This window comes from Massilia scottii, from assembly GCF_030846495.1.
Lineage (GTDB): Bacteria > Pseudomonadota > Gammaproteobacteria > Burkholderiales > Burkholderiaceae_D > Telluria_A > Telluria_A violaceinigra.
The window spans coordinates 104,703-128,145 of the sequence record NZ_JAVCWM010000009.1 but is presented as its reverse complement, the minus strand read 5'-3'; the positions used below and the strand labels follow the sequence as shown (position 1 = coordinate 128,145).

The following is a 23,443-nucleotide window of genomic DNA, read 5'->3' as shown; positions in this document are numbered from 1 at the left end:
GAAACGTACGATGAAAAAATTTGTTGCAAGCATCTTCTTCAGTGCTGCGGCGCTGTCCGGCGCGGCCATGGCGCAGCAGGCCCCGGCCGCGGCTCCTGCCGCCGCCACCACATCGGAATACCCGCCCCAGGTTCTCATCGGCGGCGCGGTCATGCTGTTCGGCCTGGCCGGTTTCTTTGGCTTTCGCATCATCCGGCGCCGCGACGCGGCAGCCAAACCCGCGCCTGTCGCGGTCAGCGCCAAACCCGCCTTTCCGCCCGGTTTCGACAACACCGCCTTCCTGCGCCAGGCCAAGGCCACCTTCATCCGCATGCAAAAGACCTGGGACAAGGCCGACGCCAGCGACCTGCGCCAGTTCACCACGCCGCAGGTATTCGCCGAACTGCAGCCGCAGATGCAGGCGCCCGGCGCCAGCGTCACCGAGGTGGTCTCGATCGAGTCCGAACTGCTGGGTGTCGAGACCGTCGGCGACGCCTTCCTGGCCACGGTCCGCTTCAGCGGCCAGATCCGCACCGCGCCGGGCGCCGCTCCCGAGCCGCTGGCCGAGGTATGGAATATGTCCAGGCCGCTCAAAGGCGGCGGCGACTGGAAGCTGGCGGGTATCGGGCTGCTTTCCTGATTATTCTTTCTCAAAGTAACAGTGCTGCCGGAAAAGTGCCCGGCAAACTGGTAAGATCAAAACCGCCCTAGCCCGGGCGGCCCGCGTCCGTAGGCGGTTTTGTTCTTTAAGCGTGCCCACATGTCACCACCGAACTCGTTTACTCCCCAATCCGCGCTGATGGCGCCCGCCATCGCCGCAATCAATCACTTGCTGGCGCAGGAAGCGTGGGCCAGGGATGCGCTGGCGCTGCACAGCGGTAAAGTGGCCTGCATCGATGCCAGCGGCATTGCGCTGCGCCTGCTTGTTACGCGCGACGGCATGGTCGCGGCCGGCCCGACCGGCACGCCGGAGGAGGGCGCCAGCGTCACCATCCGCGTCAAGCTGGCCGACCTGCCGCTGATCGCCCAGAACCGCGAGCGCGCCTTTTCCTACGTCAAGATCGAGGGCGATGCCGAGTTCGCCAACACGATTTCGCAAGTGAGCAAGGGCTTGCGCTGGGAAGCCGAGCACGACCTCGAACGCCTGGTCGGCCCGATCGCCGCCACCCGCCTGGTGGGCGGCGCCAGAAGCGTGTTCGACGGCGTGCGCGCGGCGCACGGCAAGGTGGCGGAAAACCTGGCCGAATTCTTCCTCGAAGAGCAGCCCCTGCTGGTGCGTCCGGCCACGGTCGACGATTTCGGCGCCGAAGTGAGCCGCCTGCGCGACGATGTCGAGCGCACCGCCAAGCGCCTCGCCCGGCTCGAACAAAAGCTGGCGCCCACGGGCGCCGCACCGGACGCGCTAAATGCTGCCGGGCAACAGAAACTGGATCTTTAATGGTATTGAAATTCCTGCGCCTGCTTAAAATTCTCCGGGTCGCGGTCAAGTACGGCCTCGACGAAATCGCCATCTCCGGCCTGAAAGTGCCGCGCACGGCCAAGCTGATCGACAATGTGATCTTCTGGCGCGATATCTCGGCCCCGCGCGGCGTGCGCCTGCGCATGGCGCTGGAAGAACTGGGCCCGATCTTCGTCAAGTTCGGCCAGGTGCTCTCGACCCGGCGCGACCTGATGCCGTTCGACATCGCCGACGAGTTGACCCATCTGCAGGACCGGGTGCCGCCGTTCAGTTCCGAACTGGCGATTGCCCAGATCACGCGCTCGCTGCGCGCCCACCCGGACGAATTGTTCGCCAGTTTCGACCGCACCCCGGTGGCGTCGGCATCGATCGCCCAGGTGCATTTCGCAGTCTTGAAGGATGGCAAGGAAGTCGCCGTCAAGGTGCTGCGTCCCGGCATGAAAAAGTCGATCGATGAAGACGTGGCGCTGATGCATATCGCCGCCGAATGGATTGGGCGCATCTGGGCCGACAGCAAGCGTTTGAAACCGAAGGAAGTGGTCGCCGAGTTCGACAAATACCTGCACGACGAACTCGACCTGATGCGCGAGGCCGCCAACGCCAGCCAGCTGCGCCGCAACTTCGCCGGCTCCAACCTGCTGATGGTGCCCGAGATGTACTGGGATTACTGCGCCAGCAGCGTGATCGTCATGGAACGCATGCACGGCATTCCGGTCTCGCAGATCGACCGCCTGGCGGCCGAGGGCGTGGACCTGAAAAAACTCTCCAGCGACGGCGTCGAGATTTTCTTCACCCAGGTGTTCCGCGATGGCTTTTTCCACGCCGATATGCACCCGGGGAATATTCTGGTCTCGGTCGCGCCGGAAACCTTCGGGCGCTACATTGCGCTCGACTTCGGCATCGTCGGCACCCTGAACGATTTCGACAAGGATTACCTGTCGCAAAACTTCCTGGCCTTTTTCCGGCGCGACTACAAGCGCGTGGCCGAAGCCCACATCGAATCGGGCTGGGCCCCGCGCGAAACCCGGGTCGACGAGCTCGAATCGGCCGTGCGCGCCTGCTGCGAGCCGATCTTCGACCGCCCGCTCAAGGATATTTCCTTCGGCCAGATCCTGCTGCGCCTGTTCCAGACTTCGCGCCGCTTCAACGTCGAAGTCCAGCCGCAGCTGGTGCTGCTGCAAAAGACCCTGCTCAATATCGAAGGCCTGGGGCGCCAGCTCGATCCCGACCTGGACCTGTGGAAAACCGCCAAGCCCTACCTGGAGCGCTGGATGGGCGAACAGGTCGGCGTGCGCGGCATGGTCGAGCGCCTCAAGGCCGAGGCGCCGCGCTACACCCATATCATTCCGCAACTGCCGCGCCTGGTTCACCGGGCGCTGCTGCAGGCGGCCGAGCCGGCCACCATCAACCATGACTTGCTCAAGATCCTGGTGATCGAGCAGCAGCGCACCAACCGCCTGATCTCGGTCGCGCTGGCCTGCGGCGCGCTGGTCGTGAGCGGGGCGGTGGCGCTGCTGGCCTACGGGCGCTGGTCGCATCTGATCTGACCATGCCCGACTTCGCCAGCCGCGATCCGCTGTCGCCCGCCTTCTGGGACGAGCGCTTCGAGCGCGGTTTCACGCCCTGGGACCGGGGCGGGGTGCCGGCGGCGCTGCGCGATTTCGCCGGCCGCGCCGCGCGCCCGCTGCGCACCCTGATTCCCGGCTGCGGCGCCGCCTACGAACTGGCCTACCTGTGCGACGCCGGCTGGGACGCCACCGCCATCGATTTTTCGCCGGCCGCCGTGGCCGCCGCCAGGGCGGCGGTGGGGCCGTGGAGCGAGCGCGTGCGCGAGGCGGACTTTTTTGCGTTTGCGCCGGACCAGCCGGTCGAATTGATGTACGAACGTGCCTTCCTGTGCGCCTTGCCGCGCGCCATGTGGCCGCAAGTGGCCGCGCGCTGGGCCGAACTGCTCGCGCCCGGAGCGCTGCTGGCGGGATTTTTCTTCTTCGACGATGTGCTCAAGGGGCCGCCGTTCGGGATCGCCGTAGCCGAACTCGACGCCTTGCTCACGCCGGCGTTTCGCTGCGTGGAAGATGCTGCCGTGGAGGATACAATTGCCGTGTTTGCCGGCAAGGAGCGCTGGATGGTGTGGCAGCGCAGGTGAACCGTTCCCGCTGGGGGAACGGCGTGGTGCACGCCGCGGCGTAGTCGCCGCGACGCCGGCCGGAGCCGCTTACTTCGATGCTGCCGGGGTGGCGGCCGCTGGCGCTGCCGCTGGTGCTGCGCCGTGGTCGTGGCCATCGTGGGCCGCTGGTGCCGCCGGTGCCGCTGCGCCCGTTGCCGCTGGCGCTGCCACAGGGTTGGTGTACACGATCTTGGCGTCGGCTTTCAGCTTGTCCAGATACGCCTTCATATTGGTGCGCTGAACCTGCTGCTTGAGCTGATCCTTGAGCTGTTCCAGCGGCGGCGGGGTGATCGGGCGCGAATCTTCGAGCATGATCACGTGGTAGCCGAACTGCGACTTGACCGGCTCTTCGGTGAACTTGCCTTTTTCCAGCTTGGCCACAGCCGCGCCGAACTCGGGCACCATGCTGGCCGGGTTGAACCAGCCCAGGTCGCCGCCGTTGACTTTCGAGCCGGGATCGTTCGATTTTTCCTTGGCCAGGCTGGCGAATGCCTTGGCATCCTTTTTCAGCTTGGCGATGATGCTTTTCGCTTCGGCTTCTTCCTTGACCAGGATATGGCGCGCCTTGAATTCGGTGCCGCCGGCCGTGCCGACCATCTTGTCGTATTCGGCCTTGACCATTTCGTCGGTCACCGGATTGGCCTTGATCCAGTCCTGGATGAAGGCGTTGGCCGTCATCGACTGCTTGATCAGCTCCAGCTGGCGCTTGACGTCGTCGGTCTTGTCCAGGCCCTTCTTGGTGCCTTCGTTGGCCACCAGGGTCTGCATTGCCAGGTTGTCGACGATGGCCTTGCGCAGCTCAGGGGTGTCCGGCTGGCCCTGGGAGGTGCGCTCCTTGACCATCATGTCGACCGTGGCGGTCGAAATCGCGGTTCCGTTAACGGTGGCTGCGACGCCATCCTTGGCGGCAGGAGCCGAGGTGGACGCCTGGCCGGACGCCGCAGGCGCTGCGTTGGCCGACTCTTTTGGGCCGCAGGCGGCCAGTGCCAGCGCCGAGGCAGCGCCGATGAACAGAACACGAGACTTTATCAACATCGTTCAATTTCCTTTTTCAAGTTAGCCCGGCGCATGCCGCGCAGCAGGCACGCATCTTACCATCCTCGCGGCTGGCCATTTATGCTTGTGACTTTGAAAAAAGCTTATAATTCAGGGTTTTGACGATTTTTGCGGAGTATTCAATGCCGATTTACGCCTACCGCTGCGATGAATGCGGTTTTGCCAAGGATGTATTGCAGAAGATCTCCGACCCTGTGTTGACGGTCTGCGTGTCCTGCGGCAAGCCTTCTTTCAAGAAGCAATTAACCGCCGCCGGCTTCCAGCTCAAGGGAACCGGCTGGTACGCCACCGATTTCCGGGGCGGAGCCGCGCCATCGACGGGCACCGCCAGCGGTCCGGCCGAGGGCGGCGCAGCCGCGCCCGCGGCCCCGGCCGCTGCGGCAACCCCTGCCGCCGAGTCCTCCGCGCCCGCGGCGCCAGCCAAGCCGTCGGCCACGCCGGGCAGCGGCACGCCCTGAGCCAAGGGACGCTGTGGCGTCCCGCCAATTACCGAGAGCCGAATGCGTAAATATTTCATCACCGGATTGCTGGTCCTGGTCCCGCTGGCGATCACCCTGTGGGTCCTGAACCTGGTCATCAGCACCATGGACCAGTCGCTGCTGCTGGTGCCCGAGCGCTGGCAGCCGCATACCCTGTTCGGGCGCGAAATTCCGGGCCTGGGCACGATCCTGACCATCGCCATCGTGTTCCTCACCGGCCTGCTGGCCAACAACCTGGTCGGCAACTATCTGGTGCGCCTGTGGGAACGCCTGCTGCACCGCATTCCCGTGGTCAGCTCGCTCTACGGCAGCGTCAAGCAGGTATCGGACACCTTGTTTTCCTCGTCCGGCAACGCCTTTCGCAAGGCCGTGCTGCTGCCGTATCCGCACGCCGAGTGCTGGACCATCGGCTTCCTGACGGGCGTGCCGGGCGGCGACGTCAAGAACCACCTGGTGGGCGACTTCGTCAGCGTGTACGTGCCGACCACGCCGAACCCCACCTCGGGCTTTTTCCTGATGATGGAACGCAGCAAGGTAATCGAACTCGACATGAGCGTCGACGCGGCCCTCAAATATATCGTCTCGATGGGCGTCGTCGCCCCCGAGCATTTGCCAACCAAAGAGTAAGAGTGCGGCGCTTCGTTTCCGCGCCCGTTGAATAACCAACCTAGACTGAAAACAATATGTCCTCCATGCGTACAAACTACTGCGGCCTTGTCACTGAAGAATTGCTGGGCCAAACCGTCAGCCTGTGCGGCTGGGTGCACCGCCGCCGCGACCACGGCTCGCTGATTTTCATCGACCTGCGCGACCGTGAAGGTCTGGTGCAGGTGGTCTGCAATCCGGAGCAGGCGGAGATGTTCAAGGTCGCCGAAGCGGTGCGTAACGAATACTGCCTGCGCGTGACCGGTGTGGTCACCGCGCGTATCGGCAATACGGTCAACAACAACCTCAAGTCGGGCAAGATCGAAATCGTCGCCAGCGCCGTCGAAGTGCTCAACGCCTCGGTGCCGGTACCGTTCCAGCTGGACGACGACAACCTGTCGGAAACGACCCGCCTGACCCACCGCGTGCTCGACCTGCGCCGTCCGCAGATGCAGAACAACCTGCGCCTGCGCTACAAGGTGACGATGGAAGTGCGCAAGTACCTCGACAACCTCGGCTTCATCGATATCGAAACGCCGATGCTGACCAAGTCGACCCCGGAAGGCGCGCGCGACTACCTGGTGCCGTCGCGCGTCAACGCGGGCAACTTCTTCGCACTGCCGCAGTCGCCGCAGCTGTTCAAGCAGCTGCTGATGGTCGCCAACTTCGACCGTTACTACCAGATCACCAAGTGCTTCCGCGACGAAGACTTGCGCGCCGACCGCCAGCCTGAATTCACCCAGATCGACTGCGAAACCTCGTTCCTGACCGAACAGGAAATCCGCGACCTGTTCGAGGACATGATCCGCATCGTCTTCAAGAACACGCTCGATATCGACCTGCCTAACCCGTTCCCGGTGATGGACTTCGCCACCGCGATGGGCATGTACGGTTCGGACAAGCCGGACATGCGCGTGAAGATGGAATTCACCGACCTGACCGAAGTGATGAAAGACGTCGACTTCAAGGTCTTCTCGGGCGCCGCCAACATGGTCGGCGGTCGGGTGGTCGGCCTGCGCGTGCCGCAGGGCGGCAGCATGCCGCGTTCGGAAATCGACGCTTACACCCAGTTCGTGGCCATCTACGGCGCCAAGGGTCTGGCTTACATCAAGGTCAACGAAAAAGCCAAGGGCGCGGAGGGCCTGCAGTCGCCGATCGTCAAGAACCTGCACGCTGACGCACTGGCCAAGATCGTCGAGCAAACCGGCGCGCAAGACGGCGACCTGATTTTCTTCGGCGCCGACAAGGCGAAAGTCGTCAACGACGCCATCGGCGCGCTGCGCGTGAAGATCGGCCACTCGGACTTCGGCAAGAAGGCCGGCCTGTTCGACGATGTCTGGAAGCCGCTGTGGGTTGTCGACTTCCCGATGTTCGACTACGACGAAGAGTCGGACCGCTGGACCGCGACCCACCATCCGTTCACGGCGCCGAAAGACGGCCATGAAGACATGCTGGAGACGAACCCTGGCGCGTGTATCGCGAAGGCCTACGACATGGTCTTGAACGGCTGGGAACTGGGCGGCGGTTCGATCCGTATCCACCGCGAAGAAGTGCAGAGCAAGGTATTCCGCGCACTGAAGATCGATGCCGAAGAAGCCCAGCTCAAGTTCGGCTTCCTGCTCGACGCGCTGCAATACGGCGCGCCGCCGCACGGTGGCCTGGCTTTCGGCCTGGACCGCATCGTGACGATGATGACCGGCTCGGACTCGATCCGCGACGTGATCGCCTTCCCGAAAACCCAGCGCGCCCAGTGCCTGCTGACCAACGCACCGTCCGAAGTCGACGAGAAGCAACTGCGCGAACTGCACATCCGCTTGCGCAACGCCGAACCGAAGATCGTTTAAACTGAAAAGCACGGTTCGCCGTGCTTTTTTTTCGTCCGCGGCCTTGGCCCCGATCCTGATCAATGATTCATGCCCGCTAAAATCCCGGAATCCGTCCTCGTCGTCATTCACACGCCCGCGCTGGAGGTGCTGCTCATCGAGCGCGCCGACAAGCCGGGATTCTGGCAGTCGGTCACCGGCTCGCTCGATGCGCCCGATGAAGCGCTGCTTGACACCGCCGCGCGTGAACTGTTCGAGGAAACCGGCATCGTGGCCGATGGCGACGGCATTGCGCTGCGCGACTGGCAACTGTCGAATATTTATGAAATCTATCCGGTCTGGCGCCACCGCTACGCGCCTGGCGTGACCCACAACACCGAACATGTGTTCAGCGTGTGCGTGCCGCGCGACACGCCCATCGTACTGAGCGCGCGCGAGCACTTGCGGCATGTCTGGCTGCCGCATGTGGAGGCAGCCGACCGCTGTTTTTCATCGTCCAATGCGGAAGCGATCCTGCAGCTTCCGCGCAGGCTGAACGGGCACGACTGACCGGCGGGCGCCGGCCAGTTCGCGCACCCGCCTGCTTACAGCAGCGGTGGCGTGGCGACCCCCACCAGATCCACATTCATCTCGGGCGCAGCCATGCTGCCCAACGCCGCGGCGGCCGGCGCCGGCGTGCTGTCGGCCACCAGCTCCGCATTGATCCTTGCCAGATCCCAGCTGACGCCATCGGCGAAGGCGATCTGCTGGAGAGGATTGGAGGGATTCGGCGTCGCTGTTTCAGACAGGAAGCTGTAGACCGTCAGCTGGTCGCTGCCGCCCGCGATCTTGATCAGCAAGGTGGTGCCTGACTTGCTTAATTGCAGATCGCTAGCGGCGATGCCAGCGTCCAATTGCAGCGTGTTCAACTTGCCTTCCGGGCCAGGCTTGGCGCTCAACAAGGTATCCTGGCCATCACCCCTGCCGAACAAATAGGTATCGTTGCCGTTGCCGCCGATGATACGGTCGTCGCCGGCGCCGCCGCGAATAATGTCGTCCCCGTCCTTGCCGTCGATGGCATCGTTCCCGGCCAGGCCGCTGATGACGTCGGCCTTCAGGGTGCCGTCGATCCGGTCGTTCGCAGCGCTGCCCGCGAACAGCTTCGCTTCGATGGCCGCCAGGTTCCAGGTGGCGCCGTCGGCAAAGCGGATCTGCTGCAGCGGGTTATAGGTATTCGCGGTGTTATCTTCGTACAGGAAATATTGCGCGGAGAGCGAGTCGGCCGAGCCGTCGATTTTCACCGTCAAGGTTCCGTTGCCGCTCGCCAGGCTGACGTCGCCAGGCAGGATGCCAGCCTTCAATTGCAGGGTGTCGACCTTGCCGGCGGCCCAGTCGTTGACCGCACCGACCAGGTCGGCGCCATCGCCGCGCCCGAACAGGTAGGTGCCGCTGCCTTCGCCGCCACGCCATCGTCATCGCCACGCCTGTCTACAAGGCGTCGTACACGGGCATCCTGAAAGTCTTCCTCGACTCGTCCCCAGGCTCCGAAGCGATCGTCGTGCCCAAGGGATCGGCGATCCGTACGGTGGCCGATTTGAAGGGCAAGAAGGTCGCCCTCAACAAGGGCTCGAACGTGCACTACCTGCTGGTGCGGGCGCTGGAGAAGGCCGGCATCGATTACAAGGACGTGCAGACCGTGTTCCTGCCGCCGGCCGATGCGCGCGCCTCGTTCGAGCGCGGCGCCGTCGATGCGTGGGTTATCTGGGATCCGTTCCTGGCCGCCGCCGAAAAGCAGCTCGGCGCACGCGTGCTGGCCGATGGCAAGGGCCTGGTGTCGAACCACCAGTTCTACCTGGCGGCGCGTCCGTATGCCGAGGCGCAGCCGGAGATTATTCGCATCGTCATCGAGGAACTGGCCAAGGTCGATGGCAGATTGCGGCGCAGGCGGGCTGGCTGTCGAGCCGCATCCTGCCGGAGCCGTGGGCCGTGGCGAAGGCGTTCTGGACCCTGGCCGTGTCGGGCGAGCTGTGGCAGCGCTTGCGCACCAGCCTGTGGCGCGCGGTGACCGGCTTTGCCATTGGCGCCGGGTTGGGTTTGCTGTTGGGGTTGCTGGACGGCAGCGTCAAGCGTGCGGAAACCTTGCTCGACACCACCTTGCAAATGCTCCGCAACATTCCGGCGCTGGCCCTGATTCCGCTGGTGATCCTGTGGTTCGGCATCGACGAGACCGCCAAGCTGTTCCTGCTGGCGATCGGCGTGTTTTTCCCGGTGTATCTGAATACGTTTCACGGCATCCGCTCGGCCGACCAGGGGCTGATCGAGATGGCGCGCAGCTATGGCTTGTCCGGCTGGACGCTGTACCGCGATGTGATCCTGCCGGCGGCGCTGCCGTCGATCCTGGTGGGCGTGCGTTTTTCGCTGGGGCTGGTGTGGGTGCTGCTGATCGTGGCCGAAACCATTTCCGCCCAGGCCGGCATCGGCTACATGACCATGAATGCGCGGGAATTCCTGCAAACCGATGTCGTGCTGGTTGGCATTTTGCTGTACGCCCTGCTGGGCAAGGCCGCCGATCTGTTGTCGCGCGGGATGGAAAAGCACTTCTTGCGCTGGAATCCGGCGTACCGCTAATCAAGCTCGGGAAACAGCATGCAAATCAATCGTATCGAGGAAAGTACCGTCGGGGGCGGCCGCCGCGCTGGGCCAGCATGGGGTGGGTGTGTCGCTGGGCCGCGTGACGAAAAGCTATTCCGGGCGTGAAGTGCTGGGTGGAATCGACCTGGAACTGGCGCCTGGCGAGTTCGTGGCAGTGATCGGACGCAGTGGTTGCGGCAAGAGCACCTTGCTGCGCACCATCGCGCAACTCGACACGCTGGACGCCGGCCAGATCCGCATCGGCGACGGCTTGCGCGATCCGGACGTGCGCATCTTGTTCCAGGAGGCGCGTCTGTTGCCGTGGAAGAGCGTGCTGGAAAACGTGGCGCTGGGGTTGCCGGGTTCCAGGGTGCGTGCCGCGGCCGCGCTGAAGACCGTTGGCCTGGCGGAGCGGGCAGGCGACTGGCCGACCGAGTTGTCCGGCGGGCAGCGTCAACGCGTGGCCCTGGCGCGCGCGCTCGTGCACGAGCCGCAACTGTTGCTGCTGGACGAGCCGCTGGGCGCGCTCGATGCGCTGACCCGCATCGAAATGCAGCAACTGATCGAATCGCTGTGGCTGGCGCGCGGCTTCACCGCCGTGCTGGTCACGCACGATGTGCAGGAAGCGCTGGCCCTGGCCGACCGCGTGCTGCTGGTCGAGGATGGCCGCATCAGCCTGGATTTGCGCGTGGATCTGCCGCGCTCGGGCAGGCGCGGCACTGCGGCGTTTGCCGGGCTGGAACAGAGCGTGCTGGCAAGGGTGCTGCATAAATAGATTGGCGCTATGGCGCGCCGCAAAACGGCGATCGCGTTGTGGAGGGCAACGTGGTCACTCCTTGCCACCTCCTTTGCCCGGCCGTTGCCGCTCCGCCTTGCGTACGCGCTCCAGCATGGCATCGAGCGACACCAGATGTCGACGCCGAATGGCAGCAAGGTCACCTTCTGCACGTGACCGGTGAGAACCACGTCCTGCGCCGACGCGTTAAGGAATGCGCAGGGCAGGAAGAGGGTGAAAAAGAGTGGTGTGACATGGCGCATTGCGGTCTCTCTGTTGATTGACGTTCCGATAAAGTAAATCATGGCACCGGATAAAAGACCCATGCTGCAAGGTGGCTGGTTTGGCTCCTTGCAAAGAATTCATGCATGCAATTCTTGCCAGCCTGGAAGAGTATCGTCCGGCGTATCCGGGGCGGGAAAATAGAATTCGATATTGAATTTTTCTGCCAGTTGACGCCCGACCATGTTGGCATGTTCGGCTTCTGGCCAAGGAGGAACGGTGCCGTTGAACAGCCGAATATCGCCGTCGGTCGGGATGGTGCCCAACCAGATGGTTTCCAGCCTGCCGTTTGCCCTGACGATGCAATCGAGGCCAAGGGACCAGCCGTCCGTATCCCCGTCCCAGAGCGCCTGGATGCAGACCAGCGGGTCGTCCATGGCCTCCAGTCTTTCGCACAGGCGTTCGTAGCTGACAGCCTCGCGCGCAGCCAGCAATGCGAGCCTGGCGCTCTCCTCCAGCGCGGGACCGACGCGCCGGTATTCTGATTCGCAGTATTGCAAGTCCCACGGAATGCTAGCGCCGGCATCTATCAGACGGCGGATGACGCAAAGATCAAACTCGGTATCGAACACGTCGGAATTCTCTGAAAATTTCCATTTCCATCCGCATTTGATCAGCCATGCGCCATGGAATGCGTAATGCAGCAGGCGGGCCGCTTGGTAGTGGTTCAGTTCGGGCGATTGGGCAAGCACGGAGCGCAGCACGACGCTGGGCAAGGTGCCAGCGAGAATGCTGGCCGCGATCGTTTCGGACGTGTCAGGGGCGGGCATGGTGGTTCGATGTGTTTTTAAAAGTGGGAATAACGCTAAGATAAGGCCCTATCGTATCGAATGACGGATCATTGGTTAGGCATTGTGTTTCGGTATAAGTTCCCGCAGTTTGTGCATTGGCCGCAGTGCCGCTTGCCGACTGGTTATGATTGCCCGCCGGCGATCAAGCGCTATTGCGAATTTAAAATGATTGCTCCATTATTCGTTTGCCTGACCCCGTCACAGTGATTGATGCGAAGTGCAATATGCTTCATCCGATGCGCAAGAACCATCTGATGACTGCTGCAGTGGATGGCGTATTTTTCGAAGCCGTGGGCATTAAAAAACAGGATGCGCATCCCGACATCCTCCGCCGCGCTTCCTGAGCGCCGGCGCCGGCCACAATCGACCCGCGAAGGGCGCCAAGTGCGCACGATAGAGTTCCTTCTGAAGAACATCCACTGAAGGGGTTAGAATGTTCCCATGAAGATTCGTGTCGCTACCTATAATATCCACAAAGGCGTGTCCTCCATCCGGAGCACACCACGCGTGCTGGCTCTGAAAAAGGCGATTGCCCAATTCGACGCCGACGTCGTGTTCCTGCAGGAAGTGCAGGGCAAGCACGACCGCAACTCGGCGAAGTTCGGCGACGAAAGCCGCGGGCACCGGCACTGGCCCGAGCGCGCCCAGCACGAGTATTTCGCGGGCGACTCGCATCATTCCGCCTACGGCATGAACGCGGTGTACGATCACGGACACCATGGCAATGCCTTGCTGTCGGCCTACCCGATCTGCAATACGTGCAACCATGACGTATCGGACCATGCCTATGAACAGCGTGGCATCCTCCACTGTATCCTCGAGACGCCGACGACGCAGGTGCATTGCTACGTTGTCCACCTGGGCCTGTTCGAGTCCGGACGCGGACGCCAGACGCAGGCGCTCATCGACTGCGTGAAGGCATCGGCGCCGAATGGCGAGCCGGTCATCATCGCGGGCGACTTCAACGACTGGCGCAACACCCTCAGCGACAAGCTGCGCAATGAGCTGGGTGTAATCGAAGTATTCGACGAACTGGGTGCGCGTTCGCGCCTGGGCGACCTGGTGCGCAGCTTTTCGGGACGCGAGAAAACGGTCACGCCGGCGCGCACCTTTCCCGCCGCACTGCCATTTTTCCGCCTCGACCGCATTTATGTGCGCGGCTTCAAAGTGGACGCGGCCGAGGTCTTGCATGGTACGTTATGGGCCAAATTATCGGACCACGCCCCGATCGTGGCCAACCTCAAGCTGGCCTGAGGCTTGCAACCAAACATGAAGCACTATGCGCCCGGTCCATTACACCGCCCACAACGATATCGCCCTGCTTGAAACCGGACTGGAACTTTTCCCTGCATTAATTGCGGCCATTGATGGTGCGCAGTACGATATCTACTTCGAAACTTATATCTTTGGGGACGACGCCACCGGCCGCTCCGTGGCCGACGCCCTGTGCCGCGCCGGCCAACGCGGCGTCAAGGTGCGCGTGGTCACGGACTGGTGGGGCACCGGACACGCGCAGTCGACCCGCCTCGGCATCGCTTTTGCCGCCGCCAACGTGCGCTTTCGCGCCTTTAACGCCTGGTTCAAACGCGGCGTCACCCGCACCCACCGCAAGATTGTCGTGGTCGACCGCGCCGTGGCGTTTGTCGGCGGCATCAACGTCAACGATGACTGGTATTGCGATTACGACCCGGGCAAGCGCCTGCCTGCGCCGCGCTGGGACTTTGCGGTGCAGGTGCGCGGCCCGCTGGTGGCGGCCATTCACCACGAAATGCAGACCCAATGGGCGCGCGTGGGCCACCTGGGGCTGATGAAACGGATCGGCCTGTTCCGCGAAATGCGCAAGGACCAGTCGCTCCAAGGCGACAAGCCGATGCAGGCCGCCTTCGTGGTGCGCGACAGCTTGCGCAACCGCCACACGATCCAGCGCGCCTACCTGCACGCGATCGGCCATGCCAAGAAAAGTGTGCTGCTGGTCAATCCTTACTTTGCCCCCGGACACAAATTTCGCAAGGCGCTGGCGATTGCCGCCGAGCGCGGGGTCGAGGTGAAGCTGCTGATCGGGGTGGGCGAAATCAAGCTGCAGGACATGGTGGCGCGCTCGTTTTATCCGAAGCTGCTCGACAGCGGGGTCGAGGTCTACGAATACCGCAAGACCCAGCTGCACGCCAAGGTGGCCGTGGTCGACGACGACTGGTCGACGGTCGGGTCGAGCAATTGCGATGGCTTGTCGCTGTTTTTGAACCAGGAAGCCAATGTGGTCGTCAAGGACCAGGAATTCGCCCGGACCATGCGCGAACACATCCGGCGCGGCATTGCCGACGGCGTTATGATTTGCCGGGAAGATTTTGAACACGTGGGATGGGTGCGGCGCAGCGGTTACGAGGTGGCGTATTTCTTCTATAAAATGGCGATGCGGATTTTCGCTATAGGATATGCCTGATGGACAATGTACGAATAGACAAATGGTTATGGGCGGCGCGCTTTTTCAAGACGCGTTCGCTGGCGACGGACGCGGTCGATACGGGCAAGGTGCGCCTCGACGGCGAGCGCATCAAGCCGGCGCGCACGGTCAAGCTGGACGACAAGCTGACCATCGATAACGGCGCCGAGACGTGGGAGGTGCGCGTGATGGGCATTTCCGACGTGCGCGGCGGTGCCCCGGTGGCGCGCACCTTGTACGAGGAAACCGAAGAGAGCGTGAGCAAGCGTGAAAACGACCTGGAAGCGCGCAAGCTGTATCGCGAGCCGGGGACCACCATCAAGGGGCGCCCGACCAAGCGCGACCGGCGGGCGATCAGCAAGGCGGGGGAGTAACACAGCTCCCACGGTTGCATTCGCCGCTATCTTCCTCATTCCCGCGCGGGAATGACGGGGTGGGAAAGGGGTGAAATGATGGCTGTAACGCGAATTTCCTTTCCCTAAACCTGAATTATGCTGCACTGCAGCAATAGACTCCCACCTCTAAGTTCCCGTTTGACATTTGCCCTGTAGTGGATAATAGTACGAGCGTTCGGATTTTATTCCACGGGTCGCATTTTCAACTACCAACGGGACCATCTATTAACACTTCAGTCAAATTCATGCGCAAGGGCGAGCTCACGCGGGCAGCCATTCTGGACGTCGCGCTCGACCTCGCCAGCCGCGATGGTCTCGAAGGGCTGACGATTGGTTTGCTCGCGGACAAAATGAACATGAGCAAGTCCGGCGTGTTCGCGCACTTCGGTTCGCGCGAAGACTTGCAGATGGAAGTGCTCAAGCTGTACCACCACCGTTTCGAGCAGGAAGTGTTTTTCCCGAGCGTCAAGGAACCTCGCGGCCTGTCGCGCCTCAAAGCCATGTATGCCCGCTGGATCAAGCGTGTCAGCGTCGAAATCGCCTCCGGCTGCATCTATATTAGTGGCGCCGTCGAATACGACGACCGTCCGGGCCCGATTCGCGAAGAACTGGTGTCGATGGTGCGTGCGTGGCAGGGAGCGCTGCTAAGATGTGTGGAGCAGACCATCGAGTGCGGCGACCTCAAGGCCGATACCGACGCCAGCCAGATGGTCTACGAGATGTATGGCCTGATCCTGGCGCTGCACCACGATGCGCGGTTCCTGCGTCGGCCGGGCAGCGTCGATCGCGCGCGCAGCGGCTTTGAGCGCCTGATCATGAATTACCAGAATCCGTCCAAGAATCACCCGAATCAAGCCCAGTAAGCGAATCGGGCGCAGTAACTGAATCAATCGAATCAATCGAGTCATCACCTTGCCGGGTCCAGCACGTCGCTGGCCTGGTCACCAACCATACGTTCGTCAGGAGAAAATCATGGGTCAATACGTCGCGCCAATTCGGGATATGCAGTTCGTGCTGCACGAGTTCCTCAATGTATCCGACGAATTGAAGCAGTTGCCTAAATTCGAAGATGTCGACGCCGACATCATCAACCAGGTGCTGGAAGAGGGTGCCAAGTTCACGCAGGACGTGCTGTTCCCGCTGAACCACTCGGGCGACCGCGAAGGCTGCCACTATGATGCGGCGACCAAGTCGGTGACCACGCCAAAAGGCTTCAAGGAAGCCTACAAGCAGTACGTCGAAGGCGGCTGGGCTGCGCTCGCGTGCGACCCGGAATACGGCGGCCAGGGCTTGCCGGTCGTGCTGAACAACTCGTTCTACGAAATGCTCAACTCCTCCAACCAGGCCTGGTCGATGTACCCTGGCCTGTCGCACGGCGCCTACGAGTGCCTGCTGGAGCACGGCACCGACGAACAGAAAAAAACCTACCTGCCGAAACTGGTCTCGGGCGAATGGACCGGCACCATGTGCCTGACCGAATCGCACTGCGGCACCGACCTTGGCATGCTGCGCTCGAAAGCGCTGCCGCAGGACGACGGCTCGTGGCTGATCACCGGCTCGAAGATCTTCATCTCGGCCGGCGAACATGACGTCGCCGAAAACATCCTGCACCTGGTGCTGGCACGCGTGCCGGACGCACCGGAAGGCTCGAAAGGCATTTCGCTGTTCCTGGTGCCGAAGTTCCTGCCGAACGCGGATGGCACCCTGGGCGAACGCAATCCGATTTTCTGCGGCGCGATCGAAGAAAAAATGGGCATCCACGGTAACTCGACCTGCCAGATGAACCTGGACGGCGCCCGTGGCTGGATCATCGGCCAGCCGAACAAGGGCCTCAACGCCATGTTCGTGTTCATGAACGCCGCCCGCCTGGGCGTGGGCATGCAGTCGCTGGGCCTGACCGAAGTGGCGTACCAGAACGCGCTGGTGTATGCAAAAGACCGCATCCAGATGCGCAGCCTGTCGGGCGTGAAAGCACCTGAGAAGCAAGCCGACCCGATCATCGTGCACGCCGACGTGCGCCGCATGCTGCTGACCGCCAAGGCCTACGCCGAAGGCGCGCGCGCATTCACCTCGTACGCCGCGCTGCAGATCGACCGCGAACTGCATCACCCTGACGAAGAAGTGCGCAAGGACGCCGCCGACGAAGTCGCGCTGCTCACGCCGATCATCAAGGCCTTCATCACCGACAACGGCTGGATCGCGACCTCGGAAGCGATGCAGGTCTACGGCGGCCACGGCTACATCTCCGAGTGGGGCATGGAGCAGTACGTGCGCGATGCGCGTATCAACCTGATTTACGAAGGCACCAACACGATCCAGTCGCTCGACCTGCTGGGCCGCAAAGTCCTGATGGACAACGGCGCCAAGCTGCGCAAGTTCGGCGAGAAGATCAAGAACTTCGTCGAAGAAAACGGCACCGACGAAGCGCTGTCGGAGTTCATCACGCCGCTGGGCGACCTGGGCGACAAGGTCACCAAGCTGACCATGGAAATCGGCATGAAGGCGTTCCAGAATCCGGATGAAGTGGGCGCGGCGGCGGTTCCTTACCTGCGCGTTGTCGGTCACCTGATCTACAGCTACTTCTTCGCGCAGATGGCGAAGATCGCGCTGGCCAAGCAAGACTCGGGCGATAACTTCTACAAAGCCAAACTGGCGACCGCGCGCTTCTACTTCGCCCGTCTGCAGCCTGAAACTGCAATGCTGATCCGCCAGGCGCGTTCCGGCTCGGCCAACCTGATGGCGCTCGACGCCGACTTGTTCTAATTAGCCAAGTGCTCCCCGCACTCCCGTCGCCCCCGCCTTGGCGCGGGGGCGACGGCTCAAGCGGCAGCGGGGATGTGCAATCAGTAATCTGGAAAAACAAAGGAAAGCCATGACCAATTTCATCGTTAAAAAAGTCGCCGTGCTCGGCGCTGGCGTGATGGGTGCGCAGATCGCTGCCCACTGCGTCAACGCCAAGGTACCGGTCGTCCTGTTCGACCTGCCGGCTAAGCCCGAGCATGTCTCGGGCGGCAACAGCAAAAATGCCATCGTCCAGCGCGCCATCGACAACCTGAAAAAACTCAGCCCTGCGCCCCTCGGCAACAAGGACGACGCAGCCCTGATCGAAATCGCCAACTACGAAGACAACCTCGAGCTGCTGGCCGGCTGCGACCTGATCATCGAAGCGATCGCCGAGCGTATGGACTGGAAGCACGACCTGTACAAGAAGGTCGCTCCGCACATCGCGCCAAACGCGATCTTCGCCTCGAACACGTCGGGCCTGTCGATCACCACGCTGTCCGACGGCTTCGACGCCGAACTGAAAGCGCGCTTCTGCGGCGTTCACTTCTTCAACCCGCCGCGCTACATGCACCTGGTCGAAATCATCCCGACCGAGTCCACCAAGCCTGAAATCGTCGACCAGCTCGAAGGCTTCCTGACCACCACCCTGGGCAAGGGCGTCGTGCGCGCCAAGGACACCCCGAACTTCATCGCCAATCGCGTCGGTATCTTCGGCATGCTGGCGATCATCCACGAAGCCGAACAATTCGGCCTGACCGTGGACGTGGTCGACGACCTGACCGGCGCCAAGCTCGGTCGCGCCAAGTCGGGTACCTTCCGTACCGCCGACGTGGTCGGCCTGGACACGATGGGCCATGTGATCAAGACCATGCAGGACAACCTGGCCGACGATCCGTTCTTCGCCGTCTACAAAACCCCCGACGTGCTGGCCAAGCTGGTCGCCGCGGGTGCGCTCGGCCAGAAAGCCGGCGCCGGTTTCTACAAAAAGGTCGGCAAGGATATCCAGCGCCTCGACTTCGCTACCGGTGACTACGTCGCCGGCGGCGGCAAGGCAGCCGACATCGTGGCCCGCATCCTGAAAGAAAAGGATCCGGTCAAGAAGATGAAAGCGCTGCGCGAATCGACCAACCCGCAAGGCCAGTTCCTGTGGGCGATCTTCCGCGACGCCTTCCACTACATCGCCGTGCATCTCGGTTCGATCGCCGACAACGCGCGCGACGTCGATTTCGCCATGCGCTGGGGCTTCGGCTGGAACGTCGGTCCTTTCGAGACATGGCAGGCGTCGGGCTGGACCCAGATCGCCAACTGGGTCAAGGAAGACATCGACGCCGGCAAGGCACTGTGCTCGGCGCCATTGCCGGCATGGGTCTTCGAAGGCCAGGTTGCGGAGAAGGGCGTGCACACCGCTGAAGGTTCGTTCTCGGCCTCCAAAAACGCCTATGTGCCGCGTTCCACGCTGGCCGTGTACGAGCGCCAGCCGTTCCGCGCACCGGTGCTGGGCGCCAGCGCTGCCGACGGCAAGACCGCCGGCACGACCTTCCACGAAGACGACTCGGTGCGCATCTGGCACCAGAACGACGACGTGCTGATCATTTCGCTCAAGACCAAGATGCACGTCATCGGCGAAGGCGTGATCAACGGCCTGAAAATGGCGCAAGCCGAAGCCGAGAAAAACTTCAAGGGCCTGGTCATCTGGAATACCGACGCAGCCGAAGGCGGTGCCTTCTCGGCCGGCGCCGACCTGCAATCGGCACTGCCATTGTTCATGCAAGGCGGCGCCAAGGCCATGGAACCAGGTATCGCGCTGCTGCAGGATACCTTCATGGCGATGAAATATTCGAGCGTACCGGTCATCGCCGCGGTGGCGGGCCTGGCACTGGGCGGCGGCTGCGAAATGGCGCTGCACGCGTCCAAGCGCGTGGCTTCGATCGAATCGTACATCGGCCTGGTGGAAGTGGGCGTTGGCCTGATTCCCGCCGGCGGCGGCCTGAAAGAAGCGGCTGCACGCGCTTCGAATGAAGCCAAGGGTTCGGACATCCTGCATTTCCTGAAAACGGGCTTCACCAACGCCGCTACCGCCAACGTGTCGAAATCGGCGCTGGAAGCGAAAGCGATGGGCTACCTGAAGGAAGACGACGTCATCGTCTTCAACCCGTACGAACTGCTGCATGTGGCGAAAGTCGAAGCGCGCGCGATGTTCGACGCCGGCTACCGTCCTCCGATGAAGAAGACGATCACCGCGACGGGCCGCTACGGCTGGGCGACCATCCGTGCGCAACTGGTCAACATGCGCGACGGCGGCTTCATCTCCGCCCACGACTACAAGCTGGGCGACATGATCGCCGAGATCGTGACGGGCGGCGACATCGACCAGGGCAGCCAGTTGAGCGAGCAGTGGTTCCTCGACATGGAGCGCAAGGCATTCCTCGAACTGCTGAATCATCCGAAATCCCAGGAACGGATCATGGGCATGATGCAAACCGGTAAACCGGTACGCAACTGATCGACCGGCAATGTCGATCCTGACCCTGGCATTCAAATTTTTACTGCGAGTGAGGCCAAGCATGGTGTATGACCGTATCAAGCAGCAAATGATGGACACGCTGCCGTTTGTGCGGCTGCTGGGAATCCGGATCGACGCGATCGGCAATGGCACCTCCGAGGTGTCGATGCCGGCCGACCCGAAACTGAACAACCACCTCGGCACGCAGCACGCCGGGGCGCTGTTCACCCTGGCCGAAACGGCGTCCGGCGCGGCCATGGCCGGCGCGTTCGCCGACCTGATTCTGGGTCTGCGTCCGGTGGCCAAGGAGTCGCGTATCCAGTACCAGAAAGTGGCCAAGGGCGCGACACGCGCCAGCGGCCGCGTTCCGGGCGATATCAAGGCGCTCAAGGCTGCCTTGAGCGCGGACGGCAAGGTGGCGTTCCCGGTGGAAGTCGACGTGTTCGACGAACACGGCACGCTGGCGGCGCAGGTGCAGGTCGACTGGTATTTGTCCGAAAAACGGTGAATCAGCATCCCATTTCGAACCACAGAATTTTTGAGAGAACACTATGAGCAAACAACTTCAAGACGCATACATCGTCTCCGCTACCCGCACCCCGATCGGCAAGGCGCCGCGCGGCATGTTCAAGTCCATGCGCCCGGACGACCTGCTGGTGCGCGCGATCCAGTCCGCGATGGCGCAAGCGCCCGGCCTCGATCCTGCGCTGATCAACGACGCCATCATCGGCTGCTCGTTCCCGGAAGCCGAACAAGGTTTTAACATCGCCCGCATGTCGGTGCTGCTGGCCGGCCTGCCGAAAACCGTGGGCGGCGTGACCGTCAACCGTTACTGCGCGTCCGGCATCACCGCCATCGCCATGGCCGCCGACCGCATCCGCGTCGGCGAAGCCGATGTGATGATCGCCGGCGGCGTCGAATCGATGTCGATGGTACCGATGATGGGTCACCACCCATCGATGAACATGAATATGTTCACCGACGAAAACGTCGGCATGGCGTACGGCATGGGCCTGACCGCGGAAAACGTGGCCAAGCAGTGGAAAGTGTCGCGCGAGCAGCAGGATGCATTCTCGGTCGAGTCGCACCGCCGCGCCATCGCCGCGCAGCAGGCCGGCTTCTTCAAGGACGAAACCACCCCGGTCGACATCATCACCCGCACGCCTAACCTGGCTACCGGCCAGGTCGACATCACGACCCGCACGGTCGATACCGATGAAGGCGCGCGCGCCGATTCGACCATCGAATCGCTCGGCAAACTCAAACCGGTGTTCGCGGCCAAGGGCACCGTCACCGCAGCGAACAGCTCGCAGATGTCCGACGGCGCCGGCGCGCTGCTGATCGTCAGCGAAAAAATCCTGCGCGAGCATAACCTGACCCCGCTGGCGAAGTTCTCCTCGTTCGCAGTGCGCGGCGTGCCGCCTGAAATCATGGGCATCGGCCCGAAAGTGGCGATTCCAGCGGCATGCGCCGCCGCCGGCATCACCCAGGACCAGCTGGACTGGATCGAACTGAACGAAGCGTTCGCCGCACAGGCGCTGGCGGTCATGGGCGACCTGGGCCTGGACCCGTCCAAGGTCAACCCGATGGGCGGCGCGATTGCGCTGGGCCATCCGCTGGGCGCGACCGGTGCGATCCGCGCCGCGACCGTCATTCACGCGCTGCGCCGCAATAACCTCAAGTACGGCATGGTCACGATGTGCGTCGGTACCGGCATGGGCGCGGCAGGCATTTTCGAACGCGTATAAGCGTCGGTTAAAATAATGTCATCAAGGGCGCTGTGGTTTAACCTCGGCGCCCTTTTCACTTTTTGGAGAATACATGGATATTTTGACGAGCAAGGCCGACGGCATCCTGACCATCGAATTTAACCGCGTCGAACGCAAGAACGCGATCACCGGCGTGATGTACCAGGCCATGGCCGATGCCCTGGTCGACGCCGAGAGCGACGACGCGGTGCGTGCGATTATCATCGCCGGCAAGCCCGAGATTTTCACGGCCGGGAACGACCTGGACGACTTCATGAAAAACGCCAAACCGGTCGAAGGCGTGCCGCCCGAAATGCGCCCGGTGTTCCAGTTCATGCGCGCGCTCTCCGGCAGCAGCAAGCCGGTGGTGGCGGCGGTGTCCGGCGCGGCGGTCGGCATCGGCACCACGCTTCTGATGCACTGCGACCTGGTCTACGCGGCCGACAATGCCAAGTTCTCGATGCCGTTCTCGCAGCTGGGACTGTGCCCCGAATTCGCATCGAGCCTGCTGCTGCCGCAGATGGCGGGATTCGCGCGCGCGGCCGAAAAGCTGCTGCTTGGCGAAGCGTTCCTGGCGCAGGAAGCCTACGACATGGGCCTGGTATCGAAAGTGCTGCCGCTGGAAGAACTGCGTCCGTACGCGGCGCGCCAGGCGGCCAAGCTGGTGGCGCTGCCGGCCGCCTCGATTCGCGCGACCAAGTCGCTGATGAAGCGCTCGCGTACTGCGGCCATCAACGAGACCATGGGCGCCGAAAACGCCTTGTTCGGCGCGATGCTGCTGGCGCCCGAAGCGAAGGAAGCCTTCACCGCGTTTTTCGAGAAGCGCAAGCCGGATTTTTCCAAGTTTGCCTGATCCGGAAGCGGCGCACAGCGCGCCGACACGTAAAGGCCGGATCCGGCCGATGATCAGGAGTTGGTCGATCTGGGTTCCAGCGACCAACTGGTGTGCCTAGCGAGCGCGTCGGCCCACACTACGATCGGCTGGATAGCAAGGCACCGCCTATCATGCAAACTCCGGCTGATTTTATGCTAAAGTCGCCGTATTGGAGAAGCATCATGAGCCACATCTTGCTCAAGGAACAATCACTGCAATCTGGATCGCAAGATTTAGAGCAGGATAAGTACCGCCGACAGGAACAGTCGCGTCGGCTCGTCACTGCGGGCCATCGTTCACTTGAACAAAATTCCTTTATCCCCCAAGAAGTTGCAGAACGGTCAACATACACTTTTAAGGGATGACTGAGCGCGAGCAGGTTGCAGTCACTTCAGCGTTAGTCGAGCTTGTCCTCGCAGCTGTCCAAAATAAAGGTGTGCTTGTAGGTGGGCAGGCCTTGTCGGTCTGGTTAGATGTATTTGGCCTTCGTCCCTACGCGACTTGCGCCCCAATAAGTATCGATGCGGACTTTCTTGGTGATCGCGACCTGGTCGAAGCAATCCATCAGAAGATACCCGGATACTTAGTCGAAACCACACTTGCACAGGTCCCTGACATTGATGAGTCCACAGG

Annotated in this window: 22 protein-coding genes and 2 pseudogenes; 21 read left to right on the top strand and 3 right to left on the bottom strand. The window is 62.4% G+C overall.

Annotation, left to right across the window (positions count from 1 at the left end; all coding sequences use genetic code 11):
- Positions 1 to 10 precede the first annotated feature (10 nt).
- The 4 genes from RBA41_RS14765 (at position 11) to RBA41_RS14750 (ending at position 3,584) form a co-directional block, all read left to right on the top strand.
- Complete coding sequence (locus RBA41_RS14765; RefSeq protein WP_306624806.1) at positions 11 to 619, top strand: Tim44 domain-containing protein; 609 nt, start codon at positions 11 to 13, stop codon at positions 617 to 619.
- Positions 620 to 739: 120 nt separating this feature from the next.
- The gene (locus tag RBA41_RS14760; RefSeq protein WP_306624805.1) at positions 740 to 1,417 is read left to right on the top strand and encodes a ubiquinone biosynthesis accessory factor UbiJ; all 678 of its coding nucleotides are present in this window, start codon (positions 740 to 742) and stop codon (positions 1,415 to 1,417) included.
- Positions 1,417 to 2,985 (top strand): ubiquinone biosynthesis regulatory protein kinase UbiB, encoded by a 1,569-nt coding sequence (gene ubiB / locus RBA41_RS14755; RefSeq protein WP_306624803.1) that lies wholly within the window; start codon positions 1,417 to 1,419, stop codon positions 2,983 to 2,985. Before RBA41_RS14760 ends, ubiB begins: the two co-directional genes overlap by 1 nt.
- Before the next feature lie 2 nt (positions 2,986 to 2,987).
- Positions 2,988 to 3,584, top strand: coding sequence for a methyltransferase (locus RBA41_RS14750; protein ID WP_306624801.1), 597 nt, complete (start codon positions 2,988 to 2,990; stop codon positions 3,582 to 3,584).
- Positions 3,585 to 3,653: 69 nt separating this feature from the next.
- Here RBA41_RS14750 and RBA41_RS14745 read toward each other — a convergent pair whose 3' ends face one another.
- Positions 3,654 to 4,640: a peptidylprolyl isomerase gene (locus tag RBA41_RS14745; protein WP_306624800.1), complete on the bottom strand. Its 987-nt coding sequence runs from the start codon at positions 4,638 to 4,640 to the stop codon at positions 3,654 to 3,656.
- 143 nt (positions 4,641 to 4,783) lie between these two features.
- On the opposite strand from RBA41_RS14745, the gene RBA41_RS14740 reads away from it, so the two are divergent.
- The 4 genes from RBA41_RS14740 (at position 4,784) to nudB (ending at position 8,157) form a co-directional block, all read left to right on the top strand.
- Complete coding sequence (locus RBA41_RS14740) at positions 4,784 to 5,119, top strand: FmdB family zinc ribbon protein (RefSeq protein WP_306624798.1); 336 nt, start codon at positions 4,784 to 4,786, stop codon at positions 5,117 to 5,119.
- A 42-nt stretch (positions 5,120 to 5,161) separates the two neighbouring features.
- Positions 5,162 to 5,767 carry a DUF502 domain-containing protein gene (locus tag RBA41_RS14735; RefSeq protein ID WP_099873941.1) on the top strand — a complete coding sequence of 202 codons (606 nt, stop codon included), beginning with the start codon at positions 5,162 to 5,164 and terminating at the stop codon, positions 5,765 to 5,767.
- A gap of 56 nt (positions 5,768 to 5,823) precedes the next feature.
- Positions 5,824 to 7,629: an aspartate--tRNA ligase gene (gene aspS / locus RBA41_RS14730; protein WP_306624796.1), complete on the top strand. Its 1,806-nt coding sequence runs from the start codon at positions 5,824 to 5,826 to the stop codon at positions 7,627 to 7,629.
- A 69-nt stretch (positions 7,630 to 7,698) separates the two neighbouring features.
- Positions 7,699 to 8,157: a dihydroneopterin triphosphate diphosphatase gene (nudB, locus tag RBA41_RS14725; protein WP_306624794.1), complete on the top strand. Its 459-nt coding sequence runs from the start codon at positions 7,699 to 7,701 to the stop codon at positions 8,155 to 8,157.
- Positions 8,158 to 8,192: 35 nt separating this feature from the next.
- Here the strand turns inward: nudB and RBA41_RS14720 are convergent, their stop codons facing one another.
- A complete protein-coding gene (locus RBA41_RS14720; protein WP_306624793.1) occupies positions 8,193 to 8,948 on the bottom strand; it encodes a calcium-binding protein in 756 nt (251 codons plus the stop codon).
- A 113-nt stretch (positions 8,949 to 9,061) separates the two neighbouring features.
- Here RBA41_RS14720 and RBA41_RS14715 point away from each other — a divergent pair.
- The 3 genes and pseudogenes from RBA41_RS14715 to RBA41_RS14705 all read left to right on the top strand — a co-directional run.
- A pseudogene (locus tag RBA41_RS14715) lies at positions 9,062 to 9,511 on the top strand (ABC transporter substrate-binding protein); the annotation flags it as partial.
- A 2-nt stretch (positions 9,512 to 9,513) separates the two neighbouring features.
- Positions 9,514 to 10,215, top strand: a pseudogene (ssuC, locus tag RBA41_RS14710) (aliphatic sulfonate ABC transporter permease SsuC); the annotation flags it as partial.
- Positions 10,216 to 10,282: 67 nt separating this feature from the next.
- On the top strand, positions 10,283 to 10,993 hold the full coding sequence (locus RBA41_RS14705) for an ATP-binding cassette domain-containing protein (protein ID WP_374709554.1): 711 nt from the start codon (positions 10,283 to 10,285) through the stop codon (positions 10,991 to 10,993).
- A 362-nt stretch (positions 10,994 to 11,355) separates the two neighbouring features.
- Here RBA41_RS14705 and RBA41_RS14700 read toward each other — a convergent pair whose 3' ends face one another.
- Positions 11,356 to 12,045: a hypothetical protein gene (locus RBA41_RS14700; protein WP_306624792.1), complete on the bottom strand. Its 690-nt coding sequence runs from the start codon at positions 12,043 to 12,045 to the stop codon at positions 11,356 to 11,358.
- 462 nt (positions 12,046 to 12,507) lie between these two features.
- On the opposite strand from RBA41_RS14700, the gene RBA41_RS14695 reads away from it, so the two are divergent.
- From RBA41_RS14695 to RBA41_RS14650, 10 genes are all read left to right on the top strand, one after another.
- Positions 12,508 to 13,320, top strand: coding sequence for an endonuclease/exonuclease/phosphatase family protein (locus RBA41_RS14695; RefSeq protein WP_306624791.1), 813 nt, complete (start codon positions 12,508 to 12,510; stop codon positions 13,318 to 13,320).
- Positions 13,321 to 13,345: 25 nt separating this feature from the next.
- Positions 13,346 to 14,506: a cardiolipin synthase ClsB gene (clsB, locus tag RBA41_RS14690; RefSeq protein WP_306624790.1), complete on the top strand. Its 1,161-nt coding sequence runs from the start codon at positions 13,346 to 13,348 to the stop codon at positions 14,504 to 14,506.
- Positions 14,506 to 14,880 (top strand): Hsp15 family ribosome-associated heat shock protein, encoded by a 375-nt coding sequence (locus tag RBA41_RS14685; RefSeq protein ID WP_099873960.1) that lies wholly within the window; start codon positions 14,506 to 14,508, stop codon positions 14,878 to 14,880. Before clsB ends, RBA41_RS14685 begins: the two co-directional genes overlap by 1 nt.
- Before the next feature lie 266 nt (positions 14,881 to 15,146).
- Entirely contained in the window at positions 15,147 to 15,764 is a 618-nt protein-coding gene (locus RBA41_RS14680; protein ID WP_306624788.1) for a TetR/AcrR family transcriptional regulator, read from the top strand.
- Positions 15,765 to 15,873: 109 nt separating this feature from the next.
- Positions 15,874 to 17,664, top strand: a complete 1,791-nt coding sequence (locus tag RBA41_RS14675) for an acyl-CoA dehydrogenase C-terminal domain-containing protein (protein WP_099873963.1) — start codon at positions 15,874 to 15,876, stop codon at positions 17,662 to 17,664.
- A gap of 109 nt (positions 17,665 to 17,773) precedes the next feature.
- A complete protein-coding gene (locus RBA41_RS14670; RefSeq protein WP_306624786.1) occupies positions 17,774 to 20,188 on the top strand; it encodes a 3-hydroxyacyl-CoA dehydrogenase/enoyl-CoA hydratase family protein in 2,415 nt (804 codons plus the stop codon).
- A 61-nt stretch (positions 20,189 to 20,249) separates the two neighbouring features.
- Positions 20,250 to 20,696, top strand: a complete 447-nt coding sequence (locus RBA41_RS14665; protein ID WP_306624784.1) for a PaaI family thioesterase — start codon at positions 20,250 to 20,252, stop codon at positions 20,694 to 20,696.
- Between the two features lie 43 nt (positions 20,697 to 20,739).
- Complete coding sequence (locus RBA41_RS14660) at positions 20,740 to 21,936, top strand: acetyl-CoA C-acyltransferase (RefSeq protein WP_306624783.1); 1,197 nt, start codon at positions 20,740 to 20,742, stop codon at positions 21,934 to 21,936.
- Positions 21,937 to 22,009: 73 nt separating this feature from the next.
- Complete coding sequence (locus RBA41_RS14655; protein WP_306624781.1) at positions 22,010 to 22,789, top strand: enoyl-CoA hydratase; 780 nt, start codon at positions 22,010 to 22,012, stop codon at positions 22,787 to 22,789.
- Positions 22,790 to 22,992: 203 nt separating this feature from the next.
- Positions 22,993 to 23,175: a hypothetical protein gene (locus RBA41_RS14650; RefSeq protein ID WP_306624779.1), complete on the top strand. Its 183-nt coding sequence runs from the start codon at positions 22,993 to 22,995 to the stop codon at positions 23,173 to 23,175.
- Positions 23,176 to 23,443 lie beyond the last annotated feature (268 nt).